At 72.3% G+C, this 20,056-nt stretch carries 18 protein-coding genes; 16 read left to right on the top strand and 2 right to left on the bottom strand.

All coding sequences use genetic code 11. The annotated features are described in order from the left end of the window. Positions 1 to 8: 8 nt before the first annotated feature. A complete protein-coding gene (locus tag ACFTZC_RS00595) occupies positions 9 to 3,605 on the top strand; it encodes an SAV_2336 N-terminal domain-related protein (protein WP_382885432.1) in 3,597 nt (1,198 codons plus the stop codon). Here the strand turns inward: ACFTZC_RS00595 and ACFTZC_RS00590 are convergent. Next, positions 3,602 to 4,810 (bottom strand): YihY/virulence factor BrkB family protein, encoded by a 1,209-nt coding sequence (locus tag ACFTZC_RS00590; RefSeq protein ID WP_382885431.1) that lies wholly within the window; start codon positions 4,808 to 4,810, stop codon positions 3,602 to 3,604. The two genes, ACFTZC_RS00595 and ACFTZC_RS00590, sit on opposite strands and share 4 nt — an antisense overlap. A gap of 17 nt (positions 4,811 to 4,827) precedes the next feature. Between ACFTZC_RS00590 and ACFTZC_RS00585 the strand changes: the two genes are divergently transcribed. The 14 genes from ACFTZC_RS00585 to ACFTZC_RS00520 all read left to right on the top strand — a co-directional run bounded on the left by ACFTZC_RS00585 (position 4,828) and on the right by ACFTZC_RS00520 (position 18,290). Then, the gene (locus ACFTZC_RS00585) at positions 4,828 to 6,480 is read left to right on the top strand and encodes an acyl-CoA dehydrogenase family protein (protein ID WP_382885429.1); all 1,653 of its coding nucleotides are present in this window, start codon (positions 4,828 to 4,830) and stop codon (positions 6,478 to 6,480) included. Between the two features lie 225 nt (positions 6,481 to 6,705). Beyond that, a complete protein-coding gene (locus ACFTZC_RS00580) occupies positions 6,706 to 7,278 on the top strand; it encodes a GNAT family N-acetyltransferase (RefSeq protein WP_382885427.1) in 573 nt (190 codons plus the stop codon). 328 nt (positions 7,279 to 7,606) lie between these two features. Further along, positions 7,607 to 8,365, top strand: coding sequence for a hypothetical protein (locus ACFTZC_RS00575; protein WP_382885425.1), 759 nt, complete (start codon positions 7,607 to 7,609; stop codon positions 8,363 to 8,365). Further along, positions 8,287 to 8,607, top strand: coding sequence for a putative leader peptide (locus ACFTZC_RS00570; RefSeq protein ID WP_382885423.1), 321 nt, complete (start codon positions 8,287 to 8,289; stop codon positions 8,605 to 8,607). Before ACFTZC_RS00575 ends, ACFTZC_RS00570 begins: the two co-directional genes overlap by 79 nt. 121 nt (positions 8,608 to 8,728) lie before the next feature. Then, the gene (locus ACFTZC_RS00565) at positions 8,729 to 10,426 is read left to right on the top strand and encodes a nitrite/sulfite reductase (RefSeq protein WP_382885421.1); all 1,698 of its coding nucleotides are present in this window, start codon (positions 8,729 to 8,731) and stop codon (positions 10,424 to 10,426) included. After that, a complete protein-coding gene (locus ACFTZC_RS00560; RefSeq protein ID WP_382885419.1) occupies positions 10,423 to 10,599 on the top strand; it encodes a hypothetical protein in 177 nt (58 codons plus the stop codon). The genes ACFTZC_RS00565 and ACFTZC_RS00560 overlap by 4 nt, the downstream gene beginning before the upstream one ends. Further along, positions 10,596 to 11,294 (top strand): phosphoadenylyl-sulfate reductase, encoded by a 699-nt coding sequence (locus tag ACFTZC_RS00555; protein WP_382885417.1) that lies wholly within the window; start codon positions 10,596 to 10,598, stop codon positions 11,292 to 11,294. The genes ACFTZC_RS00560 and ACFTZC_RS00555 overlap by 4 nt, the downstream gene beginning before the upstream one ends. Beyond that, positions 11,279 to 11,929 (top strand): adenylyl-sulfate kinase, encoded by a 651-nt coding sequence (cysC, locus tag ACFTZC_RS00550; protein WP_382885416.1) that lies wholly within the window; start codon positions 11,279 to 11,281, stop codon positions 11,927 to 11,929. Before ACFTZC_RS00555 ends, cysC begins: the two co-directional genes overlap by 16 nt. Continuing rightward, on the top strand, positions 11,926 to 12,864 hold the full coding sequence (cysD, locus tag ACFTZC_RS00545) for a sulfate adenylyltransferase subunit CysD (protein ID WP_382885414.1): 939 nt from the start codon (positions 11,926 to 11,928) through the stop codon (positions 12,862 to 12,864). The genes cysC and cysD overlap by 4 nt, the downstream gene beginning before the upstream one ends. A gap of 2 nt (positions 12,865 to 12,866) precedes the next feature. Beyond that, the gene (locus ACFTZC_RS00540; RefSeq protein WP_382885412.1) at positions 12,867 to 14,234 is read left to right on the top strand and encodes a sulfate adenylyltransferase subunit 1; all 1,368 of its coding nucleotides are present in this window, start codon (positions 12,867 to 12,869) and stop codon (positions 14,232 to 14,234) included. 261 nt (positions 14,235 to 14,495) lie between these two features. Continuing rightward, entirely contained in the window at positions 14,496 to 15,605 is a 1,110-nt protein-coding gene (locus ACFTZC_RS00535) for an aliphatic sulfonate ABC transporter substrate-binding protein (protein WP_382885410.1), read from the top strand. A gap of 90 nt (positions 15,606 to 15,695) precedes the next feature. Beyond that, positions 15,696 to 16,496 (top strand): ABC transporter ATP-binding protein, encoded by an 801-nt coding sequence (locus ACFTZC_RS00530; protein ID WP_382885408.1) that lies wholly within the window; start codon positions 15,696 to 15,698, stop codon positions 16,494 to 16,496. Next, positions 16,483 to 17,442 carry an ABC transporter permease gene (locus ACFTZC_RS00525; protein ID WP_382885406.1) on the top strand — a complete coding sequence of 320 codons (960 nt, stop codon included), beginning with the start codon at positions 16,483 to 16,485 and terminating at the stop codon, positions 17,440 to 17,442. Before ACFTZC_RS00530 ends, ACFTZC_RS00525 begins: the two co-directional genes overlap by 14 nt. Further along, positions 17,442 to 18,290: a sirohydrochlorin chelatase gene (locus ACFTZC_RS00520; RefSeq protein WP_382885404.1), complete on the top strand. Its 849-nt coding sequence runs from the start codon at positions 17,442 to 17,444 to the stop codon at positions 18,288 to 18,290. The genes ACFTZC_RS00525 and ACFTZC_RS00520 overlap by 1 nt, the downstream gene beginning before the upstream one ends. A 43-nt stretch (positions 18,291 to 18,333) precedes the next feature. Here ACFTZC_RS00520 and ACFTZC_RS00515 read toward each other — a convergent pair whose 3' ends face one another. Continuing rightward, on the bottom strand, positions 18,334 to 19,326 hold the full coding sequence (locus ACFTZC_RS00515; RefSeq protein ID WP_382885985.1) for a ketopantoate reductase family protein: 993 nt from the start codon (positions 19,324 to 19,326) through the stop codon (positions 18,334 to 18,336). A gap of 162 nt (positions 19,327 to 19,488) precedes the next feature. Here ACFTZC_RS00515 and ACFTZC_RS00510 point away from each other — a divergent pair, with 162 nt between their 5' ends. Then, positions 19,489 to 20,034: an adenylate kinase gene (locus ACFTZC_RS00510; RefSeq protein ID WP_382885402.1), complete on the top strand. Its 546-nt coding sequence runs from the start codon at positions 19,489 to 19,491 to the stop codon at positions 20,032 to 20,034. The last annotated feature ends 22 nt before the right edge of the window (positions 20,035 to 20,056 follow it).

Here is a 20,056-nt window from a genome sequence, read left to right as displayed (position 1 = left end):
TTCCGACCATGACCCCTGACGACGAGACGTTCCCCGAACTGGGCGCCCTGCGCGAGGTACTGGCGGCGGCGAGCGGTGAGCCGCCGACCGGCCGCGAGCTGGCGGAGCTGCTGTGGCTGGCCGCGCGGATGCGCCCCGCGCCGACACCTCCGGGCGCGTCGGGTACCCCGCCCGGACCGCCCGCCGGCCCGGCCGAGGACGAGTGGTCGGAGGACGACATGGCGGTCGATGTACCGTCGGTCAAACTGCCACGGATCCGCCGACCCGGTGCCCGGGACAAGCCTGGTACACCCGCGCCCCGCCCTGCCCCGCCCGTGGTGCTGCGCACCACCCCCGCGCCCTCCGCCGCCGTCCCCCCGGAGGAACGGGAGTCGGCGAAGCCGCCCGCAGTGCTGGCGCCCGCGCCCCCGATGATCTCCCGGCCGCTGGCGCTCCAGCGGGCGCTGCGCCCGCTGCGCAGAACGGTGCCGTCGGCGAGCGAACGGGAGCTGGACGAGGCGGGCACGGTGTACCGCATCGCCTCGCTCGGCGCCCGCCGGGACCAGTGGCTGCCCGAACTGCGTCCCGCGCGGGAACGCTGGCTCCACCTGCGGCTGGTGGTGGACGAGGGGCCGACGATGGCGATGTGGCAGCCGCTGGCCCGCGATCTGTTCACCGCCTTCGGACAGACGGGCGCGTTCCGCACGGTGGAGCTCGTCCGGCTCGGCGCGGACGGCACCGTACCGCCACGGCAGTGGACGGCCGGGCGCACGCTGGCCCTGGTCATCAGCGACGCGATGGGACCCCAGTGGCGGGAGGGACCGGCGGGGCAGCGCTGGTACGACACCCTGCGCGGCTGGGCGCGGCGGCTGCCGGTGGCGGTGCTCCAGCCGCTGCCGGAACGGATGTGGCAGCAGACCGCGCTCGCCCCGGTGCCGGGCCTGTTCACGGCGCCGGGCCCCGGCGCGCCCAACACCGCGCTGCGCTTCGCGCCGTACGACGGTCCGGCGCGCGGCATCCCGGTACCGGTGCTGGAGCCGACGGCGGGGTGGCTCACGCACTGGGCGGGGCTGGTGGCCTCACCGGGCGGCGCGGCGTTCCCCGGCGCCGCCGCGCTGCTCCCCTCGGGGCGGACCGGCTCCGTCCCTGAAACGTGGGAGAGCGGGGCTGCGGAGGGGCTGGTCCCCGAGGATGTCCCGGCCGACGAACTGGTGCTGCGCTTCCGCGCGGCCGCCTCCCCGCAGGCGGTCCGGCTGGCCGGCCATCTCGCGGTGGGCCCGGCGCACCTGCCGGTGATGCGGCTGGTCCAGGCGGCCGTCGAGGAACACCCCCGGCCGCAGCACCTCGCCGAGGTGGTCCTGAGCGGCCTGCTCCGCGCCGTACCGGGCCCGCCCGGCTCGTACGACTTCCGCCCGGGCGTCCGCGAGCTCCTGCTCCACTCGCTCCCCCGGACGAGCCTGGCCCGTACGGTGGGCCTGCTCGACCGGGTGGGCGCGGAGATCGAGTCCCGCGCGGGCTCGGCACGCGGCGAGTTCCGGGCGCTGCTGGGCGGCGGGGCGGACGGCGAGCCGTTCGCACTGGTGAGCCGGGAGAGCGTACGGCTCCTGCGGGGGCCCGAGCCGCCGGAGCCGGTGCCGGTGCCGTCGGCGCCCGAACACGAGGTGGTGGCCGGGCGGTACGAGCTGCTGGAGGTCATCGGGCGCGGCGAGCGGAGCCTGGTGTGGCGGGCGTACGACATGACGGAGCAGCGTCAGGTCGCGGTGAAATGGGTGCGCGGCGCCGGTCCCGAGATCGGCGCGGTGGCCACCCGGGCCCAGGCGCGCTTCTCCCGCGAGATGCGGGTGGTCGCCGGGTTGCGGCACCCCGGCATCATCACCATCCATGATTTCGGCACGGCCGACGACGGCTCCTTCTACGTGGTGATGGAGCTGGTGACCGGCCACAGCCTCGACGCGCGGCCGGTGGACCCCGAGCACCCGCCGCTCTCCGTGGCCGAGATCACCGCCCTCGCCCGGCAGGTGCTCGCCGCCCTCACGTACGCCCATGACCAGGGCGTCTGGCACCGGCATCTCTCACCGGCGAGCATCATGCTGCGGGCGGACGGCGTCGTGAAGACCGGCGGCTTCGGGCTCACGCGCACCGGCCTCGACTCCACCCGTACCTCCCAGGTGGCCCGCAGATCCACGGCCACGGGGATCCCGCAGTACATGTCGCCCGAGCAGATCGGGGGCGGCGATGTCGACCAGCTCAGTGATCTCTACTCGCTCGGCTGTGTCCTGTACGAACTCGCCACCGGCCAGCCGCCGTTCGCGTACCCGGACATCTGGCGTACGCTCACGGCCCACCGGGAGGAGCGGCCCCGGCCGCCCGGGGAGCTTCGACCCGACCTGCCCCCGGCGCTGGAGGACGCGATCCTGGATCTGCTCGCCAAGGACCCGGAGGAGCGGCGGCGCGGCGCGGACGCGCTGGCGTCGGAGGTCCTCCCGGACTCGGGGGCCCCTCCGGTGTCGACGTGGCAGTACGGGGTGCTGGGGCCGCTGCGGGCGGCCAACGGCGGGCGGGACCGTACGCCCAGGACACCCGCCGGACGAGTCGTCCTCAGCAGGCTCCTGCTGGCCCAGGGCGCCTGGGTCCCCCTCGACCTGCTGGTGCTCGCCCTGTACAACGAGCTCTCGCCGCGGACGGATGCCCTGATCACCGACGCCATCGGTGAACTGCTCGCGGGCGGGCACGCAATCCGGAAAGACAATGGCGGCTTCCGTCTACGCCTCGACACGGAGTCGGATCTGACTGTTGCCGAGCGACTGGCCGGGCAGGCGGCACACACCTACGACCTCCGGCACCGTGCCGCGCTCTACGAGGAGGCGCTGGGGCTCTGGTACGGCGAAACCCTGGGCGGTGTCGAAGGCACGTGGGCCGAGGAGCAGCGCGGGCGGCTCCGCGAGTGGAAGCACTCTCTGGAGGCCGCTCGCGACGCGGCGACCCTGCCCACCCCCGGGAACGCCGTCCACCTCACCATCGGTGTCGCAGAGCTGTACAGCGTCCCTCCTAACGATCGATCCGCCGCCCAGTCCCTCTTCATCGTCTCCGTCCGGCAAGCCTGCCAGGAAGCCTTCGGCTCGCACGGCACCATCGTCGACCTTGAGGACCGGCTGCGCCGCCCCACGCTGACGCTCCGGGTGGCGGCCGACCCCGCGTACACCGTGCCCCAGGTGCTGGAGCGGCTGACCGGCCCCTTCGCCGAGGCCGTCACGGCGGGCATGTCCACGCTCGTCTTCCCCCTGACGGTGCTGATGACCGTGCTGGTCGACTCGGGCGAGCCGGACGGGGAGGCCAGAGCGCTGGAGGGGCGCTTCCCCGCAGCAGTGGAGGTGGGCGGCTCCAAGCCCGGGAAGATCTCGATGATGGTCGGCCTGCGCGACGAGTTGTACCGGTGGATCGGCGCGCCCGAGGGCTTCGTACGCCGGAACACCGAGGGCGCGGACGGCGTCAAACGGCCCGTCTGGTACCTGACCGTCGGATATCCGCCGGAGCAGCCGCGCACGGGCGCGTCCTGGCTGCGCCGGCTGTTCGGCGGCGGCAGCGACGAGAGCCCGCCGACCACGCCGCCGGAGGAGCCCCGCTAGCCGCCCGTACCGTTCGCCTTCCCGTTCCCGTTCCCGTTGCCGCCCTCGCCGCCACTCCCGCCCGGCGGCTTCGGGTGCCTCTGCCGCCCCCCGTGCAGCCGCGCCGTCACCCGGGACTTGACGTCGTCCGGCGGCAGGAACTTGGACCAGCGTTCCGGGAACTCCGACGGCATGTCCGGGTCCGTCACGTCGTCGTCCTGGGGGCCGTCCGTGCCCGCCGCCGCGCGGGCCACCAGTTCCGCCGCCTGTGCCGCGCGCAGCCGTTCGTTGGCGGCGCGGGCCGCGGCCGTGGAGACCGACGGCCAGACCCGGTCGATCGCCGCGTTGACCGCCGCCCCCACCAGCACCGCGAACGCGGAGACTCCTATCCAGAGCAGGACGGCGATGGGCGCGGCCAGCGAGCCGTAGATCGTGGGGCCCTCGACCGCGTTCGTCAGGTAGATCCGGAGCAGGAAGCTGCCCAGGACCCACATGCCGAGGGCGACCAGCGCGCCCGGCATGTCCTCTATCCAGCGGGATCTGACCGGTACGGAGACGTGGTAGAGCGTGGTGAGGAAGGCGATGGAGAGGACGATCACCACGGGCCAGTAGAGGACGCTGACGACCTCCGTGCCCCAGGGGATCAGTTCGACCACCCGGTCGGGGCCGACCACCGCGAGGGGCAGCACCACCGCGCCGATCACGATCGCCACCACATAGAGCAGGAAGGCGAGCAGCCGGGTGGCGACGATGCCGCGCCGCCCGTCGAGGCCGTACATCACGGTGATGGTGTCGACAAAGACATTCACCGCCCTCGATCCCGACCAGAGCGCGATCGCGAAGCCGAGGGAGATGACGTCGGGCCGGCCGCCCCGGGTGAGGTCGGCCAGCAGGGGTTTGGCGATCTCGTCCACGCCGCGCGCCGAGAGGACCGTGCCGGAGGCGCTGAGGATGTTCCGTTCCATGGAGGCGACCGTGGTCGAGTTGGTCCAGTCGTCCACGTAGCCGAGCAGGCCGATCAGCCCGAGGAGCAGCGGCGGCAGCGAGAGCAGGGTGAAGAACGCCGCCTCGGCCGCGAGCCCGAGGATCCGGTATTCGATGCACGAGTTGACCGTGTCCTTCAGCAGCAACCAGGCCATCTTCCGCTTGGATACGTTGCGGTAGAGGACTCGGACCCGGTGGAGTCGGCCAGTCGGCCGCTCAGGTGTTTCTTTTGCTGCCTGCACCTCCTTACCGTATCGGCATGGCAGCCAGCACCCACACAGTGACCAACCAGGTTCCGCCCCTGGTGGGGTACGACGTCTTCCGCGCCGACCAGGTCCTCGCCGAGGCCGTGGAGCGGCACAGCGCGCCGGGTCTGCTCGACGGGACCCGCGCGGAGCTGACGGCGCTCGGCCGCGCGGCCGGCTCCGCCGAGGTCCAGGAGTGGGGGGTGCGGGCCAACGAGAACCCCCCGGTCCTGCGCACCCACGACCGGCACGGGAACCGGATCGACGAGGTCGACTTCCATCCGGACTGGCATCAGTTGCTCGGGCGGGCGGTCTCCGCGGGGCTGACCGACGCCTGGGGCAGGCCGGACGGCCATCTCCGGCGCGCGGCCGGTTTCCTGGTGTGGAGCCAGGCGGAGGCGGGGCATCTGTGCCCGGTGTCGATGACGCACGCGGCGGTGCCCGCGCTGCGGGCGGATCCGGCGCTCGCGGCCGAGTGGGAGCCGCGGCTGACCGCGCACGCGTACGAACCGGGGCTGCGGCCCGCCGCGGGGAAGGGCGGCGCGCTCTTCGGCATGGGGATGACGGAGAAGCAGGGCGGCAGCGACGTACGGGCGAACACGACGGCCGCCCGGCCGCTGGACGCGTCCGGGGCATCCGGGGAGTCCGGGGAGTACGCCCTGACCGGGCACAAGTGGTTCTGTTCCGCGCCGATGTGCGACGGGTTCCTGGTGCTCGCGCAGGCGCCGGGCGGGCTGACCTGCTTTCTCGTACCGCGGGTGCTGGCGGACGGGACGCGCAACGTGTTCCGGCTCCAGCGTCTCAAGGACAAGCTGGGCAACCGGTCCAACGCGTCGAGCGAGGTCGAGTTCGACGGGACGTGGGCGCGCCGGGTCGGTGAGGAGGGGCGCGGGGTGCGCACGATCATCGGGATGGTCGCGGCGACCCGGCTGGACTGCGTGGTGGGGACGGCGGCGCTGATGCGCCAGTCCGTGGCCCAGGCGGTGCACCACGCCACGTACCGCAGTGCCTTCGGCGGTGAGCTGATCGACAAGCCGCTGATGCGCAACGTACTGGCCGATCTGGCGCTGGAGTCGGAGGCGGCGACGACGCTGGCGCTGCGGCTCGCCGCGGCGTACGACGCGGACACGGAGGAGGAGCGGGCGTTTCTGCGCCTCGCGGTGCCGACCGCCAAGTACTGGGTGACCAAGCGGGGTACCCCACTGGCGGCGGAGGCCCTGGAATGCCTGGGCGGCAACGGGTACGTCGAGGAGTCGGGGATGCCGCGGCTGCTGCGGGAGTCGCCGCTCAACTCGATCTGGGAGGGCTCGGGCAATGTGCAGGCGCTGGACGTGCTGCGGGCGCTCCAGCGGGAGCCCGCGGCGCTGAACGCGTTCCTCCAGGAGGTCGGGAAGGCGCGGGGCGCCGATCACCGGCTGGACGGCGCGATCAAGGCCCTGCTGACCGAGCTGGCGGATCTGGCCGGGATCGAGGCCAGGGCGCGGCGGCTGGTGGAGCGGATGGCGCTGGTGCTCCAGGGGTCGCTGCTGGTGCGGTGGGCGCCGCCGGAGGTGGCGGACGCGTTCTGCGCGTCGCGGCTCGGCGGGGACTGGGGGGCGGCCTTCGGCACCCTGCCCCACACGCTCGACCTGGCGTCGGTCGTGGAGCGGGCGCGGCCCGTGGCCTGACCGCGTGCGGAGTGGTCAGAGGTGGTGCCGCGCCGACACGGCACCGCCTCTGACCGGTAGTCACTTTCACGCACCCGTGAGCGATACGCCAGAGTTGCGGACCCTTGCGGAATAATCGATACGGCGCCCTGGCGCCCGGGGCCTGTCCTGCCCGTGAGACGCCGGCCTCCGCGTGGACGGGGGCGGCTGTTCGGCCCGTCCCCATCCCGTGTTCTCCTGGCCCGTATGAGCATCACCGTGACCACCTGGTCCCTGGAGCAGACCTCGCCCGACGATCTGCGGCCCGCCGGGCCCTCCCCGGCCGGGGTGCGGATCGTACGGGCCGAGGTGCCCTCGCCCGAGTTCAGCCGGTTCCTGTACACGGCCGTCGGCGGCGACGTCCACTGGACGGACCGGCTGCCGTGGACGTACGCCCAGTGGTCCGGGTATCTGGCGCGGCCCGGCGTGGAGACATGGGTGGCGTACGAGAACGGCACCCCGGCCGGATTCATCGAGCTGGAGGCGCAGGAGGGCGGCGCGGTCGAGATCGCGTACTTCGGGCTGCTCCCCGCCTTCCGCGGCCGCCGGATCGGCGGGCACCTCCTGTCGTACGGGGTGGCGCGGGCCTGGGACCTGGCCGAGCGGTGGCCGGGGGCCGAGCCGGTGAAGCGGGTCTGGCTGCACACCTGCTCCAAGGACGGCGAGCACGCCATGGACAACTACCTGCGACGCGGCTTCCGGCTCTTCGCGACGAAGACGGAGGAGGAGCCCGGCGGCGCGGCCCCCGGCCCGTGGCCCGGCGCGCACCCGGCGGTCTGACGGAAGGCACATACGGGGCGTCCGGGCCCCCGCCGTCCGACCGGGTGCGGGCCCGTGCCCCCGGTCAGCCCCGGCCGAGGTCCTGGCGGTCCGCCGGAGACTGACCGGACCACCAAGATCTCCGACGGAGTCAGCTTCTGAGGCTTCGGGGGGGGATCGCCCTTCCGCCTCAACTCCGTTACGGATCTCCGGGTTCGGTCTGTACCGCCGCGCGCCGACCTAGCGTGTCGCCATGACCCCCTCCGCCGATGCGACTCCACGGCCGTCCGAGTCCGGGAACGACTTTCCTTCCGGGGCCGGGGCCGGGTCTCCGTCCGGGTCCCGGAACGTGCCCTCCTCGCTGTCGCGGCGGCGCGAACGGCGACGGCGGTACACCGCGATCGCGGGTGCCGCCCTCGCCGTGATCGGCGTGGTCGGTTGGCAGCTGTCGGTCATGGGGCCCAAGCCCGGCAGTCACGCGCCGATGGAGATATGCGCGCTGAACAACACCACCCTGCGCGCCGACGTGGACGCCGACGGACACCAGGACGAGATCTACGACAGGACCCGTGAGGGCGACCCCTTGGTGACCTTCGGAGGCGGCGACACCGTCCGGGTCGAAAAGGCGCGCGGGCGCTGGCAGAAGTTCCGAGGCATGTGGTCCGACGACATGGAGACGCGCGGGACCTTCGGGGACTTCGACGGTGACGGGTACATCGATCTGGCCCTGTTCTACAGCCAGCACGACACCGGAGACTCACCGGAGGACAACATGATCACACACGAGGTGCACTACGGACCGCTCGCGACCGACTTGAGCAGTGCCAGGACCGGCACCATCCGCATGCCGTACGGGTCGTTCGTGTCAGGGGTGCGGGCCACGGACGTGAATCACGACGGCCGCGCGGAACTCCAGATCTTCCAGTCGACCGGGGACGGTACAGAGGGCCACTACCTCGGTCGTCAGGACGGGGACGGCATATCGGCAGCGGTTTTCGACCGGGAGAGCGGTGGCTACACGACGGGGGAATGGCGCCGGCTGAATCTCGGATGGCTCGATTTGGGAATGTGCCACGACGCTCCGAAGCCGAAGGCCACCGGCCGGTAGCCGGAGGTCCACCCACACGGGGCTTGCGGGGTCCCGGAACAGGCGTTAAACACCCACACCCCGTGACAGACAACACACTGTCTCGCACAGTGGTACGTTATGGTCCATATAATGGACAACAGTGGACTGCCCAGAGATCGGCGTGCCACGCTTCCCTCATGTCCTGCTCTGGAATCGCCTTGGTGAGTCGACGCCACGTCGACCTCTGCCGCATGTCCAGCGCCATCTGTCCGGCGAGCTGAGAGTCCCAGCACCGCCGCGTACACCTTCTCCTTTCCCCTCTGCCGCGCACCCCCGCGTCCTCACGCGAAGTGTGCGGTTCAGAGCCGCCCTCCCGCATGTCTCGAAATGGACGGAACCGCCATGGCCGCGACGCCGGAACAGCCGTCCCCTGCCACGCCCCGCCGCAAGGTGAGCCGTCACCGCGGCGAGGGCCAGTGGGCCAGGGGCCACTTCACTCCGCTCAACGGCAATGAGCAGTTCAAGAAGGACGACGACGGTCTCAACGTGCGGACACGCATCGAGACGATCTACTCCAAGGCCGGGTTCGACTCGATCGACCCCAACGATCTGCGCGGCCGGATGCGCTGGTGGGGTCTTTACACCCAGCGCAGGCCCGGGATCGACGGCGGCAAGACCGCGATCCTGGAGCCGGAGGAGCTGGACGACGAGTACTTCATGCTGCGGGTACGGATCGACGGCGGCCGGCTCACCACGGAGCAGCTCCGGGTCATCGGCGAGATCTCGCAGGAGTTCGCGCGCGGGACCGCCGACATCACCGACCGGCAGAACGTCCAGTACCACTGGATCCGGATCGAGGACGTCCCGGAGATCTGGCGGCGCCTCGAAGCGGTCGGGCTCTCCACCACCGAGGCGTGCGGTGACACGCCCCGCGTGATCCTCGGCTCGCCGGTCGCCGGTGTCGCCGAGGACGAGATCATCGACGGCACCCCCGCCATCGACGAGATCCAGCGCCGGATCATCGGCAACCCCGACTTCTCCAACCTGCCGCGCAAGTTCAAGACGGCCATCTCGGGATCGCCGTCGCTGGACGTGGCCCACGAGATCAACGACATCGCGTTCGTCGGGGTGAACCACCCCGAGCACGGCCCCGGCTTCGACCTCTGGGTGGGCGGCGGGCTCTCCACCAACCCCAAGATCGGCCAGCGGCTCGGCGCCTGGGTGCCGCTCGACGAGGTCCCCGACGTCTACACCGGGGTCATCTCGATCTTCCGTGACTACGGCTACCGCCGGCTGCGGACCCGCGCCCGGCTGAAGTTCCTGCTCGCGGACTGGGGCGCGGAGAAGTTCCGCCGGATCCTGGAGGACGAGTACCTGGAGCGGAAGCTGATCGACGGGCCCGCCCCGGAGCAGCCCCTCCAGCGGTGGCGGGACCACGTCGGGGTGCACCGCCAGCGCGACGGGCGTTTCTACGTCGGGTTCGCGCCGCGCGTCGGCCGGGTGGACGGCGTGAAGCTGACGGAGATCGCCGCGCTCGCCGCGGCACACGGCTCGGACCGGCTCCGTACCACCGCCGAGCAGAAGATGATCGTCCTCGATGTGGCCGAGGACCGGGTGGACTCCCTGGTGGCCGGCCTGGAGGCGCTCGACCTGCGGGTCAAGCCCTCGCCGTTCCGGCGCGGCACCATGGCCTGCACCGGCATCGAGTTCTGCAAGCTGGCGATCGTCGAGACCAAGGAGCGCGGCGCCACCCTCATCGACGAGCTGGAGCGCCGTATCCCGGACTTCGACGAGCCGATCACCATCAACATCAACGGCTGCCCCAACGCCTGCGCCCGTATCCAGACCGCGGACATCGGTCTCAAGGGCCAGCTGATGCTGGACGAGGCCGGAAACCAGGTCGAGGGCTTCCAGGTGCACCTGGGCGGCGCGCTGGGCCTGGAGGCCGGGTTCGGCCGCAAGGTGCGGGGGCTGAAGGTCACCTCGACGGAGCTGCCCGACTACGTCGAGCGGGTGCTCGGGCGCTTCGCCAAGGAGCGCGAGGACGGCGAGCGCTTCGCCACCTGGGTCGCCAGGGCCGACGAGGAGGCCCTGTCATGAGCGAGCGCGCGGCCCCCTTCTACTGCCCCTACTGCGGCGACGAGGACCTGCGCCCCGGCGAGCAGGGACACGGCGCCTGGGAATGCGGGGCGTGCAACCGGGCCTTCCAGTTGAAGTTCCTCGGGCTGCTCGCCCGGGGGCTCCGGCGGAATGACGGAGGGGAAGAGATATGACGGCACTGACGGAGACCGACGATCCCAGGGCGCTCGCCGAAGCGGCGGGGCGCGCCCTGGAGGACGCGTCGGCCCTGGAGATACTGACCTGGGCCACGGACACCTTCGGCGCGCGGTTCTGCGTGACCTCCTCGATGGAGGACGCGGTGGTCGCCCATCTCGCCTCCCGGGTACGGCCCGGCGTGGACGTGGTGTTCCTGGACACCGGCTACCACTTCCCGGAGACCATCGGGACCCGGGACGCCGTGGACGCGGTGATGGACGTGAACGTGATCACGCTCACCCCGCGGCAGAGCGTCGCCGAGCAGGACGCCGAGTACGGCCCGAAGCTGCACGACCGCGACCCGGACCGGTGCTGCGCCCTGCGCAAGGTCCGCCCCCTGGAGGAGGGGCTGACCGGATACGACGCCTGGGCCACCGGGCTGCGCCGCGACGAGTCACCGACCCGCGCGAACACCCCGGTCGTCGGGTGGGACGAGAAGCGCCGCAAGGTGAAGGTCTCGCCGATCGCGCGCTGGACGCAGGACGACGTGGACGCGTACGTGCTGGAGCACGGGGTGCTCACCAACCCGCTGCTGGAGGACGGTTACGCCTCGGTCGGCTGTGAGCCGTGCACCCGCCGGGTCCTGGCGGGCGAGGACGCGCGCGCCGGCCGCTGGGCGGGCCGGTCCAAGACCGAATGCGGGCTGCACTGATGACGGGCCGTCAGGCTGTTGGTGTCCGTCAGGAACGCGATGACCACCAGGAACGCGGTGTCCACCGGGAACACGACGTGGAGGAACGGTTGAGCGCGACGGAGCAGGGCGCCACGGTCTGGCTCACCGGCCTGCCGAGCGCCGGCAAGACCACCATCGCCACCGCGCTGGCCGGGCGGCTGCGCGAGGAGGGCCACCGGGTGGAGGTGCTCGACGGCGACGAGATCCGGGAGTTCCTCTCCGCGGGCCTCGGCTTCAGCCGCGCGGACCGGCACACCAACGTGCAGCGCATCGGTTTCGTCGCCGAACTGCTCGCGGCGAACGGCGTCAAGGCGCTGGTCCCGGTGATCGCCCCGTACGCGGACAGCCGGGAGGCGGTACGAAAGCGCCACCAGGCGGAGGGCACGGGCTATCTGGAGGTGCACGTGGCCACGCCGGTCGAGGTGTGCTCCGTACGCGATGTGAAGGGCCTGTACGCCAAGCAGGCGGCCGGCGAGCTGACCGGGCTGACCGGGGTGGACGACCCCTACGAGGCACCCGAGGCGCCGGACCTGCGGATCGAGTCGCACACGCAGTCCGTCGAGGAGTCCGCCGCCGCACTCCACGCACTGCTCACCGAGAGGGGTCTCGCGTGACCACCACCGTCGCAGCCGTCACCGAGGGCACGGACGCGCCGTACGCGCTGAGCCACCTGGACTCGCTGGAGTCCGAGGCGGTCCACATCTTCCGCGAGGTCGCGGGCGAGTTCGAGCGGCCGGTGATCCTCTTCTCCGGTGGCAAGGACTCCATCGTCATGCTGCATCTGGCGCTGAAGGCGTTCGCGCCGGCGTCGGTGCCGTTCTCGCTGCTGCACGTCGACACCGGGCACAACTTCCCCGAGGTCCTCACCTACCGCGACCGCACCGTGGCCGAGCACGGGCTGCGGCTGCACGTCGCCTCCGTACAGGAGTACATCGACGCCGGAAAGCTGCGCGAGCGGCCCGACGGCACCCGCAACCCGCTCCAGACCGTGCCGCTCACGGAGAAGATCCAGGCCGAGCGGTTCGACGCGGTCTTCGGCGGCGGGCGGCGCGACGAGGAGAAGGCGCGCGCCAAGGAGCGGGTGTTCTCGCTGCGGGACGAGTTCTCGCAGTGGGACCCGCGCCGCCAGCGCCCCGAGCTGTGGCAGCTCTACAACGGGCGGCACGCCCCGGGCGAGCATGTCCGGGTCTTCCCGCTCTCCAACTGGACCGAGCTGGACGTCTGGCAGTACATCGCCCGCGAGGGGATCGAGCTGCCGGAGATCTACTTCGCGCACGAGCGCGAGGTGTTCCGCCGCAGCGGGATGTGGCTGACCGCCGGTGACTGGGGCGGCCCCAAGGAGTCCGAGACCGTCGAGACGCGCCTGGTGCGCTACCGCACGGTCGGCGACATGTCCTGCACCGGCGCCGTCGACTCCGACGCCACCACGCTCGACGCGGTGATCACCGAGATCGCCGCCTCCCGGCTGACCGAGCGCGGCGCGACCCGCGCCGACGACAAGATGTCCGAGGCCGCGATGGAAGACCGCAAGCGCGAGGGGTACTTCTAGCCATGCCGAGCACACACACGCACACCACCGGCCCGTTCGACGGCGCGCTCGCGGCGACCACGCTGCTGCGCTTCGCCACCGCGGGCTCCGTCGACGACGGCAAGTCCACCCTCGTGGGGCGGTTGCTGCACGACTCCAAGTCGGTCCTGACCGACCAGCTGGAGGCCGTCGAGCGGGTCTCCCTGGGCCGCGGCCAGGAGGCGCCCGACCTGGCGCTGCTCACCGACGGGCTGCGCGCCGAGCGCGAGCAGGGCATCACCATCGACGTCGCCTACCGCTACTTCGCCACGCCCCGGCGGCGGTTCATCCTCGCCGACACCCCGGGCCATGTGCAGTACACCCGGAACATGGTGACGGGCGCGTCCACCGCCGAGCTGGCCGTGGTCCTGGTCGACGCCCGCAACGGGGTGGTCGAGCAGACCCGCCGGCACGCCGCGGTGGCCGCGCTGCTGCGCGTCCCGCACGTCGTGCTCGCCGTCAACAAGATGGACCTGGTGGAGTACGCGGAGCCCGTCTTCGCCTCGATCGCCGAGGAGTTCACGGCGTACGCGGCCTCCCTCGGCGTCCCGGAGATCACCGCCATCCCGATCTCGGCGCTGGCCGGGGACAACGTCGTGGAGCCGTCCGCGCACATGGACTGGTACGGCGGCCCGACGGTGCTGGAGCACCTGGAGACCGTCCCGGTCAGCCACGACCTGACCGGCTGCCACGCGCGGCTGCCCGTGCAGTACGTGATCCGGCCGCAGAGCGCCGAGCACCCCGACTACCGGGGGTACGCGGGCCAGATCGCCGCGGGCACCTTCCGGGTCGGCGAGGACGTGACCGTCCTGCCGTCGGGCCGTACGTCGAAGATCGCCGGGATCGATCTGCTGGGCGAGCCGGTGGACGTGGCCTGGACCCCGCAGTCGGTGACGCTCCTCCTGGAGGACGACATCGACATCTCGCGCGGCGATCTGATCGTGCCGACCGGCGACGCGCCCGCCACCTCCCAGGACGTCGAGGCGACCGTCTGCCATGTGGCGGACCAGCCGCTCGGGGTGGGCCAGCGGGTGCTGCTGAAGCACACCACCCGTACGGTCAAGGCGATCGTGAAGGACATTCCGTCCCGGCTGACGCTGGACGACCTCTCCCAGCACCCGGCGCCGGGGCAGCTCGTCGCCAACGACATCGGCCGCGTCGTCGTGCGGACGGCCGAGCCGCTGGCGCTGGACGCGTACGCGGACTCGCGGCGTACCGGATCGTTTCTGCTGATCGACCCCGCCGACGGGACGACGCTGAGCGCCGGGATGGCGGGCGCGGCGTTCGCCGACGGCACCGCCGCCGTACCGGTCGCCGCCCCGGCCGCCGACGACGAGGGCTGGGACTTCTGATGGCGGGCGTGACGCACGACGTCTACGCGACGTTCGCGAAGGAGGGCGGCCGGGTGGGCAGCGGCGCCCTCGGCGCGGGGACGGGCGGGGTGGCGCGATGTGCGTGATGACGTACGCGCACCGCTCGCGCGCCCGTATGCCCCACCGGCCACACCCGTACCACTCGTATCGACGAAGATCTGCCGACCTCCCGGCCGCGCCCTCCTGTCCGGTCCATCCGATCAGGGCGTGAGCACCGGGCCAACGAGAGGAACCCCTCCCGTGCCTGCCTCCCGCACCGCGACGCGCCGCCGCCTGGCCGCCGTAGCCGCCCTGCCCCTCCTCGCCGCCGTGCTCTCCGCCTGCGGCTACGGCTCCGCCGCCGACTCCTCCGAGGAGTCCAGCGCCGCCCCCACGGGCAAGGCGCTGTCGGCCGACACGGTACGGCTCGGCTACTTCCCGAACCTCACGCACGCCACCGCCCTGGTCGGCACCGAGAAGGGCCTGTTCCAGAAGGAGCTGGGCGGCACGAAGCTGTCCACCACGACCTTCAACGCCGGGCCCTCCGAGATCGAGGCGCTCAACGCGGGCTCCATCGACATCGGCTTCATCGGCCCCTCCCCCGCCATCAACGGCTACACCCAGACCGCCGGCAAGGGGCTGCGCATCATCGGCGGCTCCGCCTCGGGCGGTGTGAAGCTCGTCGTCAACCCGGCGAAGATCAAGACCCTCGCCGACGTCAAGGGCAAGAAGATCGCCACCCCCCAGCTCGGCAACACGCAGGACGTGGCGTTCCTCAACTGGATATCCGAGCAGGGATGGAAGGTCGACGCACAGTCCGGCAAGGGCGATGTCTCCGTCGTCCGTACCGACAACAAGATCACCCCGGACGCCTACAAGGCCGGGGACATCGACGGCGCGTGGGTGCCGGAGCCGACCGCCTCCAAGCTGGTCGCCGAGGGTGCCAAGGAACTCCTGGACGAGTCGACGCTCTGGCCCGACCAGCAGTTCGTGATCACGAACATCATCGTGCGGCAGGCGTTCCTGAAGGAGCACCCGGACGTCGTCGAGGCGTTCCTGCGCGGTTCGGTGAAGACCAACGAGTGGATCAACGCCAACGACGCCCAGGCGAAGGCCTCGGCCAACGAGGCGCTGAAGAAGCTCTCCGGCAAGGCGCTGCCCGCCGAGGTGCTGGACCCGGCGTGGAAGTCCATCAAGATCACCGATGACCCGCTGGCCGCGACGCTCCGCTCGGAGGCGGACCACGCGGTCAAGGCCGGGCTGCTGAAGAAGCCCGACCTGAACGGGATCTACGACGTGACGCCCCTCAACAAGGTGCTGAAGGCCGAGGGGAAGACCGAGGTCGCCGACGCGGGACTCGGCGCCGAGTAGCCCCGTAGCCCCGTACACCGTGTGCGCCCCGCTCTGCCGAACCCACGCCCGCCGAACCCACGCCCGCCGAATCCACACCGTTCCCAGGAGGTGACGACCGTGGCATCCACTCTCGCCAAGGCCGCCGAGGCCACCCCGGCGGTGGACCACGCCGCCCGTATCGCGCACGTCTCGAAGTCCTTCGCGACGCCCGCCGGGCAGCAGCTCGTGCTGGACGACATCACTCTCGACGTCGCACCGGGCGAGTTCGTCACCCTCCTGGGAGCCTCGGGATGCGGTAAGTCCACGCTGCTCAATCTGGTCGCCGGGCTCGACCGGCCGTCCGCCGGGGCCATCGAGACGCCCGGCGGCCGGCCCGCGCTGATGTTCCAGGAGCACGCGCTGTTCCCGTGGCTGACCGCGGGCAAGAACATCGAACTGGCGCTGCGGCTGCGCGGCGTCGCCAAGCAGGAACGGCGCGCCGAGGCGGAGCGGCTGCTCGGGCTCGTCCGGCTCGACGGGGCGTACGGCAAGCGGGTGCACGAGCTGTCCGGCGGGATGCGCCAGCGCGTCGCGCTGGCCCGCGCGCTCGCCCAGGACAGCCGGCTGCTGCTGATGGACGAGCCGTTCGCGGCGCTGGACGCGATCACCCGGGACGTGCTGCACGACGAGCTGACCCGGATCTGGCGGGAGACCGGCCTGTCGGTGCTGTTCGTCACGCACAACGTGCGTGAGGCGGTACGGCTCGCGCAGCGCGTGATCCTGCTGTCGTCGCGGCCCGGCCGGGTGGCCCGGGAGTGGCGGGTGGACATCCCGCAGCCGCGCCGTATCGAGGACACCGCCGTCGCGGAGCTGTCCGTCGAGATCACCGAAGAACTGCGTGGGGAGATCCGCCGCCATGGCCAGCACTGAGACGACGTCCGGCCAGGACGCGCCGCGGGACGCGGCGGAGCAGGACACCGCCGGGCGCGGGGCGCCGCCCCGGGGCGGCGCGGCACACCACAGCGATCTGGCCGGTCTGGAGGCCGGGCTCGACGCGCTGGACACCGTCCAGACCGGGCGTGCCCCGCTGCGCCGGACGCTGGTCGCCAAGGTCCTGCCGCCGGTGATCGCCGTCGCGCTGGTGCTGGTGGTGTGGCAGGTGCTGGTGTGGGCGAAGGTGACGGACGGCTACAAGCTGCCGTCGCCGGGCGCGGTGTGGGGCGAGGTCTCCGACGCGTGGATGCAGGGCACCCTGCTCGGCTACATCTGGACCAGTGTCTCGCGCGGGCTGCTGGGCTTCCTGCTGGCGCTGGCGATCGGCACTCCGCTGGGGCTGCTGGTGGCACGGGTGAAGTTCGTCCGCGCGGCCATCGGCCCGATCCTCTCCGGGCTCCAGTCGCTGCCCTCGGTGGCATGGGTGCCGCCGGCCGTGATCTGGCTCGGTCTGAACGACTCGATGATGTACGCGGTGATCCTGCTCGGCGCGGTCCCTTCGATCGCCAACGGGCTGGTCTCCGGCGTCGACCAGGTGCCGCCGCTCTTCCTGCGCGCCGGACGCACCCTGGGCGCGACCGGGCTGCGGGGCACCTGGCACATCGTCATGCCGGCCGCGCTGCCCGGCTATCTGGCGGGGCTGAAGCAGGGGTGGGCGTTCTCGTGGCGCTCGCTGATGGCGGCGGAGATCATCGCCTCGTCGCCCGATCTCGGCGTGGGGCTCGGACAGCTGCTGGAGAACGGCCGGACGGTCGGCAGCATGCCGATGGTGTTCCTCGCGATCTTCCTGATCCTGATCGTCGGGGTCGCCATCGACCTGCTGATCTTCAGTCCGCTGGAGCGGCGGGTACTGCGCGGGCGCGGTCTGCTGGTGAAGAGCTGATGCCCGTACCCGTGCCGGCGCGGTCCCTCGTCCGCCGCCTCCTCCCGCACCGCGAGCCGCGGCCCGTGCTGTTGGTCGTCGCGCACGGCAGCCGCGACCCCCGGCATGCCGCGACGGTGCGCGAGCTGACCCGGCGGCTGCGCGCGCTGCGGCCGGGGCTGCGGGTGGAGACCGGCTTCCTGGACTTCGACACCCCGTCGGTGGGCGGTGTGCTGGACCGGCTCGCACGGGAGGGCGTACGGGATGTGGTGGCGCAGCCGCTGCTGCTGACGCGCGCCTTCCACGCCAAGTCCGACATCCCCGCCGTGCTGCGCGCGGCGGAACAGCGCCATCCGCGGCTGCGGATCCGGCAGGGCGAGGTGCTCGGCCCGTCGCCGCTGCTGGGCGCGGCGCTGGAGCGGCGGCTGTACGAGGCGGGCCTGACGCCCGCCGACAAGAGCTCGACCGGGGTCGTCCTGGCCTCGGCGGGCTCCTCCGACCCGGAGGCGATCGCAGTGATCGCTGATATCGCGCGGGAGTGGCGGCACACCGGTTGGTGCGCCGTGCGGCCTGCGTTCGCCTCCGCATCCCTGCCCCGTACCGAGGACGCGGTACGGGCGCTGCGCGCCGAGGGCGTCCGGCGGGTGGCGGTGGCGCCGTACGTCATCGCCCCCGGCCGGCTCCCCGACCGGATCACGGCGGGCGCGCGGGCGGCGGGCGCGGACACACTGGCCGAGGTGCTGGGCGCGGCGCCGGAGGTGGCGAGGCTGATGTTGCGTCGCTTCGACAGCGCGACCGATGCTGCCAACGCGGCCGGTGCCGCCGGCGCGGTCGACGCCCCGGCGTGGGCGCTGGCGCGGCCCGCGTAACGGGGCGGGGCCCGGGGGTCGGACCTTGGCCCGGCCGGGCCCCTTAGGCGTCGATCAGCGCCGTCAGTTCCGCCACGCTCATCGAGCCCGCCGCGCGGCGTTCGCGCGCGAAGGTGTTGGCGACGCGCTGGAGCGTGTCGTTGACCGGGGTGGGGACCCCGTGGAGCCGCCCCAGCAGGGCGATCTCCCCGTTCAGATAATCCGCCTCTATCGTGCCGGTGCCCCGGCTGAGGCTCTGCCATGACGAGCCGTGGCCGCGCTCGACGCCGCTCGCCGGGTCGAAGGTGATGTGGTCCGCGCGCGTCTCGGCCTGCTCCTCGGGGCCCACGTACCCGATGCCCGCCGCGTCGAGGACGGTCGCGCCCTCCGCCGTGGCCCGCCGTAGCAGCTCCCAGCTCTCCTCGCCGGTCGCGCCGGTGACGGCCTCGATCGTGTTGATCAGGTTGGACAGCAGTTTGGCGTACTTCCAGCGCATCACGTCCGGCACGACCGGGGCGAGGAGTCTGCCCTTCTCCAGCCCGGCGGCGATCGCGATGGCCGTCGCGTCCGTCCCCGACGGGTACCGGCCGATGTGCAGCATGCCGGTGTACGGGGCGCCTCCGGCGCTCACCGCACCCGGCTCGGCATACGTCGCGGGCAGCCAGACGCACATCGCGTACACCCGCCGGAAACGCCGCAGGGCGAGCCGCTCGCTCTCCACCCCGTTCTGCGCGCAGACCAGCGGCAGCACCTCGCCCGCCGTACCGCCGCCCGCGACCGGCCGGGCCGACCAGGCGTCCAGCGCGGCCGTGCTGTCCTGGGTCTTCACGGAGAGCAGCAGGACGTCGTCCGGGCGCAGTTCGAGCGCCTCGGGTCCGTCGACGACCGGCAGCCGGTGCGCCCGGGTGCCCTCCGGGGTGGTGAGCCGCAGGCCGTGTTCGCGCAGCGCCGCGTGGTGCGCGCCCCGGGCGACGAGGACCACGTCCTGGCCCGCCTCGGCCAGCCGGCCACCCACGCTGCCGCCGACCGCTCCCGCCCCGATGATGACGTAACGCATCCCGACCCCCTTCCCGTACGACGCCTTCAGCATAGGCGAGCCCTCCGACACCACCGTGAGCGGCGTCACGACTGGGCCTCCTGCGCGCCGGGTATAACGACGGGACGGTCCTCGCAGGTGGCGCAGGACACGGCTCGACCCGACCCGCGAAGGATCCCCACCGTGCGACTTGTGCTTCTGGGCCCGCCCGGCGCCGGCAAAGGCACCCAGGCCGGCCTGCTCGCCGCGAAGTTCGACGTGCCGCACGTCTCGACCGGCGATCTCTTCCGCACCCATGTCGCGGAGGAGACCCCGCTGGGTCTGGAGGTGCGCGAGTATCTGAGCGGCGGTGAGCTCGTCCCCTCCGAACTGACCGTCGCGCTGGTGGCGGAGCGGCTCGGCGCGGCGGACGCGGCCCGGGGGTTCGTGCTCGACGGCTTCCCCCGCAGCGTGGTGCAGGCGGACGCGCTGGCCACGATCCTCACCGGGCTCGGAAAGCGGCTGGACCGGGTGCTGGAGTTCCGGATCGACGACGAGATCGTCGTCCGCAGACTGCTGGCGCGCGGCCGCGCCGACGACACCGAGAGCGTGATCCGGCACCGGCTGCGGGTCCACCACGAGCAGACCGAGTCGCTGCTCGCCTACTACGCGGGACACACCGCCGTCGTCGACGCGCTGGGCGAGGTCGAGGACGTCGCGCGGCGCGTGCTCGACAGCCTGGGCGAATAGGCGCATAGACGAACGCGCGAAT

The sequence above is a fragment of the Streptomyces sp. NPDC056987 genome (genome assembly GCF_042673865.1).
Classification (GTDB): Bacteria; Actinomycetota; Actinomycetes; order Streptomycetales; family Streptomycetaceae; genus Streptomyces.
This window is presented reverse-complemented; position numbering and strand designations above follow the sequence as displayed.

What these genes read in the sequence shown, in the direction of transcription:
- ACFTZC_RS00595 (WP_382885432.1), top strand. Translation starts at nt 9, where the DNA reads ATGACCCCTGACGACGAGACGTTCCCCGAACTGGGCGCCCTGCGCGAG.
- ACFTZC_RS00585 (WP_382885429.1), top strand. Translation starts at nt 4,828, where the DNA reads ATGGCAGCCAGCACCCACACAGTGACCAACCAGGTTCCGCCCCTGGTG.
- ACFTZC_RS00580 (WP_382885427.1), top strand. Translation starts at nt 6,706, where the DNA reads ATGAGCATCACCGTGACCACCTGGTCCCTGGAGCAGACCTCGCCCGAC.
- ACFTZC_RS00570 (WP_382885423.1), top strand. Translation starts at nt 8,287, where the DNA reads ATGGCGCCGGCTGAATCTCGGATGGCTCGATTTGGGAATGTGCCACGA.
- ACFTZC_RS00565 (WP_382885421.1), top strand. Translation starts at nt 8,729, where the DNA reads ATGGCCGCGACGCCGGAACAGCCGTCCCCTGCCACGCCCCGCCGCAAG.
- ACFTZC_RS00560 (WP_382885419.1), top strand. Translation starts at nt 10,423, where the DNA reads ATGAGCGAGCGCGCGGCCCCCTTCTACTGCCCCTACTGCGGCGACGAG.
- ACFTZC_RS00555 (WP_382885417.1), top strand. Translation starts at nt 10,596, where the DNA reads ATGACGGCACTGACGGAGACCGACGATCCCAGGGCGCTCGCCGAAGCG.
- cysC (WP_382885416.1), top strand. Translation starts at nt 11,279, where the DNA reads ATGCGGGCTGCACTGATGACGGGCCGTCAGGCTGTTGGTGTCCGTCAG.
- ACFTZC_RS00540 (WP_382885412.1), top strand. Translation starts at nt 12,867, where the DNA reads ATGCCGAGCACACACACGCACACCACCGGCCCGTTCGACGGCGCGCTC.
- ACFTZC_RS00525 (WP_382885406.1), top strand. Translation starts at nt 16,483, where the DNA reads ATGGCCAGCACTGAGACGACGTCCGGCCAGGACGCGCCGCGGGACGCG.
- ACFTZC_RS00520 (WP_382885404.1), top strand. Translation starts at nt 17,442, where the DNA reads ATGCCCGTACCCGTGCCGGCGCGGTCCCTCGTCCGCCGCCTCCTCCCG.
- ACFTZC_RS00515 (WP_382885985.1), bottom strand. Translation starts at nt 19,326, where the DNA reads ATGCGTTACGTCATCATCGGGGCGGGAGCGGTCGGCGGCAGCGTGGGT.